The organism is Winogradskyella epiphytica (assembly GCF_003217215.1).
GTDB lineage: Bacteria > Bacteroidota > Bacteroidia > Flavobacteriales > Flavobacteriaceae > Winogradskyella > Winogradskyella epiphytica.
On the sequence record NZ_QJTD01000030.1, the window covers coordinates 1 to 3,680 of the forward strand.

Genomic DNA, 3,680 nt, shown 5'->3' on the forward strand with positions numbered 1-3,680 from the left:
TCGCCTACTTCTGAAAATCCTTGCGGATTTTCAGTTTGGTGTGTACTTACAAAGTTAACCGCTAAACCACGCAACTACTCATAGCCGAAACCGTTGTAAACAATTTAAAAACCAAATTTACGAATGAAAAAAATAACAAAAACAGTAATTATTTTAATCGGAATTCTAATTGTGTCTTGTTCTTCGGATGACTCAAACGAACAAGAACCTGAATCATCTGGACTATTGAAAAGAATGGAAATCCAAAATACTTCAACACCTCATATTTATGAATTTAAATACAATGATAATAATTCAATAAATGAAATATATTTTTACAATTTTTTTGCTGGAGACCGAAAAGATAAATTCTATTACAACAATCAAGGAAACGTTGAATATGTAGAAAGCATTTTATTGAGTAATAATCAAGTTGTTCAAACTGTGAATTTCACTTACAACGGTTCGAATGAATTAATTACTGAAATAAAAATTGACAACGAAAATAACAATGAAATTATAGAGAGAAGAGATTATTTTTATGAAAACGGAGTGCTTAGTTGTCTAAATCGTTGCTACGATAGTGAATGTAATTCTTTTCAGCAAATTTGCTATGAATTTGACGGGAATGGAAATTCATCTACAACAACTTATAGAGATGATAATGGACAAACACTAGCACAAATAGACATATCTGAATTTGACAATGGTAAAACCGCTTACTTTGGTTCTAATCTAGCTGACATTAAGTATTTGACCAATCCAGCACTCGGATTACTAGAAGTCAATAATAATCCTACAAGCCGAGAAGTGACAACGTATTTTCCAACTGGCGGAATTCAATTCGAATTTCAGTATAATTACGCAATTGAATTTAATTCTTCTGACTTACCAACACAAATAACAATAAGCTCAAACCAATCAGCTGAAAGTACAGTTTTATATGAATATTATTAAAAAACTGTTTACAACAATGTGTATAATTCATTGCTAGTTATAGCCTACTTACGAAAGTCCTCGCGGACTTTCTATCTGTGATTTATTTGCTAACTTAGCGGCTAGCACACGCAACGAAATCATACACAAGACCGTTGTAAGCAATTTAAGAAACACATAATAATTGAATGAATATAGTAGAAAAAGAAGCTTTAAAATTTAATTCCAACAGAGGATTTTACAAAAGTGCAAGAACTTTGGAATCTCTAAAATCGAATTTAACTACCAAACTTTATGATTTCAATAGAGATAGAGACAAGCTTGATTTTTTGAAAATTCTTCGAGAAAAGACAGTAGAAGAAAAAATTGAACACGCCAAAACTTGTACTGGTTGTAGTTTTGACGAAACTAGAAATATTGCATTGTTTGCGATTGACCAAGAAATAGATGATATAAACCAATTTTACTCTTATGAACCAAAATCACAGGACGAATTTAGCGTTGAAGAAGAGTCCAAACTTCATAATAAACTGAATGATATTCTTGATAAACTTGAGAAACAAGGTTTCGGACAACAAATAATATTTGAGGAAATTGAAGATTTGAAAAACCATTTCAATCTAGGAAAGAAAAATTGGTTTCAACTCTTGAAAGGAAAAGTTGTTGATTTGACTTTAAAAAAAGTTTTGGACAAAACAATTGTTCAAGAAATATATAACCAATTAAGTGATGGCTTTGAGCAAGTTGTTAAAATGATTGAATAAAAACTGAATTCAATAATTATTAAAAAATTAAACCAAACATAATAGTATGATTATAAATCCAAATATGTTCACCGAAAAGCAAAACTATTTAATGTATGAGCTTTATAAAACTATGGAGAACGAACTAGAAGAAAAACAAGATTTATCAGAAGCAGATGAACTTAAACTAGCTCAAACAAAAACAAACATTACTGCTATTGAACAATATGCAAATGCAAAAAGAGCAGGAGGAATTAGATGGTCATTGACTAGTTTATTCCAAGATTCCGGAATGAATCCAACATTAATATTAGGATTCTATCCAGGTTCAGATAGCTATAATACTTACGGTAAAGAGTTAGTCGTGAACGTAGAATATAGTGAGGCAGATTTAATTCATATTTTTGAAAGTATTAGAGATAATTCACCACGAGTAACTGGACAGTTAAAATTTAAAATTGTACCTGAATTCATAGATGGAGAATTAAATACAGGAGATATTTATGCAATTCAATAAAATAAGTTGCTAAAAAAACTGCTTACAACAACGTATATAATCCATTGCTAGTACTAGCCTACTTACGAAAATCCTCGCGGATTTTCTATTCGGTTTTTATTTGCTAAATTGGTTGCTTACACACGCAACGTATCATATACAAAACCGTTGGCAACAATTTGGAAATGATTCGATTTTGGTGTATATTTACATCAATTAACAATAAAATTATGTCAAGACAAAGTATATCATTTACAAAACCAAACGATGAGTGGCTAAAAACCCAAGTGGACAATAAAGAATATTCAAGCAAAAGCGAATTGGTCAATGATTTGATTAGACAGGCCCGAAAGCAGCAAGTCCAAATTGACTGGATTCGAGCAAAATTGGAAAAAGCTGAAAATAGTGGATTTACAAATGATAGTAAAGAAAGTATTTTAGCGCAATCAAAGTCTTTGCTTAATGGCTAAATATAGATTGACCAACGAAGCAAAAAACGACTTGATTCGGATTCACCATTATGGAGTTGAAAAATTTGGAATGACTCAAGCTGACAAATATTTCGAAACGTTCTTTGAGTATTTTGACATTATTGCAGAGCGACCTTTTTCCTTTGAATCAGTGGATTACATAAAAAAAGGATACAGACGTTGCGTATGTGGAGTTGATAGTATTTATTACAAAATAAATGAGAATATTGTCGAAATAATGGCAATTGTCGGAAGACAAGATTTGAATACAAAGCTATAACTGAATTAATAAAAAAACTGTTGCCAACAATGGCTATAAGTAATTGCTTCTTCTCGCCTACTTCTGAAAATCCTCGCGGATTTTCAGTTTGGTGTGTACTTGCAAAGTTAAGTGTTAACCCACGCAACTACTCATAGCCGAGACCGTTGGCAACAATTAAAAAATCGCAATAAGTGTCATATAAAAACAATATTATTTTTTTGCTCTTAATCTTGATTTTCGCAAGTTCTTGTGATTCGAAAAAAATATCTTTCTTCCAAGGACAATATTTCAAAGCAAATCAGGAATTGGAATTAAACTTAAATGATGGAGATTATGTGTATAAAAAAAAGTTTAATGAAAATTATAGTGTGGGTAATTTAGAACTCGTTAAATATTATAAGCCGAAAACGGATTCGGTTAAGATTTATCTAAAAGTTAGTAAAAAGGATACCGTGATTTTCATTCCTTCCACAACAGAAAAAGTATTATTCGGAAATGATGCCTTTGGAAATCTGTTCATCTATACGGAAAAGGACACTTCAGCTTGGCTTGTAGACTAAAACACTTGAAAAATAAAAAAACTGTTGCCAACACGGTGTATAATTAATTGCTATGGCAAAAGCTTATCCGGAAAATTCCTTCGGAATTTTCTCTGGCAAGTATTTGTTTACTAAATTAGTTGCTGCACACGCAACTAACCAAGAACTGTGTTAAAAAACAAGTATTTATTAGTTTATATTTACTAAAACACTTCTATAGTTTCTGTCATATTTTAAACCTGATTTAGCTAGGGC

6 protein-coding genes are annotated in these 3,680 nt (G+C 31.1%); all 6 read left to right on the top strand.

Features of this window, described 5'->3' with window-relative positions; genetic code table 11:
• Positions 1-123 precede the first annotated feature (123 nt).
• The 6 genes from DFQ11_RS14825 to DFQ11_RS14850 all read left to right on the top strand — a co-directional run bounded on the left by DFQ11_RS14825 (position 124) and on the right by DFQ11_RS14850 (position 3,446).
• Positions 124-936: a hypothetical protein gene (locus DFQ11_RS14825; protein ID WP_110476657.1), complete on the top strand. Its 813-nt coding sequence runs from the start codon at positions 124-126 to the stop codon at positions 934-936.
• A 167-nt stretch (positions 937-1,103) separates the two neighbouring features.
• Positions 1,104-1,679 carry a hypothetical protein gene (locus DFQ11_RS14830; protein WP_110476658.1) on the top strand — a complete coding sequence of 192 codons (576 nt, stop codon included), beginning with the start codon at positions 1,104-1,106 and terminating at the stop codon, positions 1,677-1,679.
• 46 nt (positions 1,680-1,725) lie between these two features.
• Positions 1,726-2,175, top strand: coding sequence for a hypothetical protein (locus tag DFQ11_RS14835; RefSeq protein WP_110476659.1), 450 nt, complete (start codon positions 1,726-1,728; stop codon positions 2,173-2,175).
• 209 nt (positions 2,176-2,384) lie between these two features.
• Entirely contained in the window at positions 2,385-2,624 is a 240-nt protein-coding gene (locus DFQ11_RS14840) for a ribbon-helix-helix domain-containing protein (protein ID WP_110476660.1), read from the top strand.
• A complete protein-coding gene (locus DFQ11_RS14845; protein ID WP_110476661.1) occupies positions 2,617-2,904 on the top strand; it encodes a type II toxin-antitoxin system RelE/ParE family toxin in 288 nt (95 codons plus the stop codon). The genes DFQ11_RS14840 and DFQ11_RS14845 overlap by 8 nt, the downstream gene beginning before the upstream one ends.
• Positions 2,905-3,116: 212 nt before the next feature.
• Positions 3,117-3,446, top strand: coding sequence for a hypothetical protein (locus DFQ11_RS14850; protein WP_110476662.1), 330 nt, complete (start codon positions 3,117-3,119; stop codon positions 3,444-3,446).
• Positions 3,447-3,680: the final 234 nt, after the last annotated feature.

Excerpts from the sequence above, each read along its gene's own strand:
- DFQ11_RS14825 (WP_110476657.1), top strand. The coding sequence starts at position 124 with ATGAAAAAAATAACAAAAACAGTAATTATTTTAATCGGAATTCTAATT.
- DFQ11_RS14830 (WP_110476658.1), top strand. The coding sequence starts at position 1,104 with ATGAATATAGTAGAAAAAGAAGCTTTAAAATTTAATTCCAACAGAGGA.
- DFQ11_RS14835 (WP_110476659.1), top strand. The coding sequence starts at position 1,726 with ATGATTATAAATCCAAATATGTTCACCGAAAAGCAAAACTATTTAATG.
- DFQ11_RS14840 (WP_110476660.1), top strand. The coding sequence starts at position 2,385 with ATGTCAAGACAAAGTATATCATTTACAAAACCAAACGATGAGTGGCTA.
- DFQ11_RS14845 (WP_110476661.1), top strand. The coding sequence starts at position 2,617 with ATGGCTAAATATAGATTGACCAACGAAGCAAAAAACGACTTGATTCGG.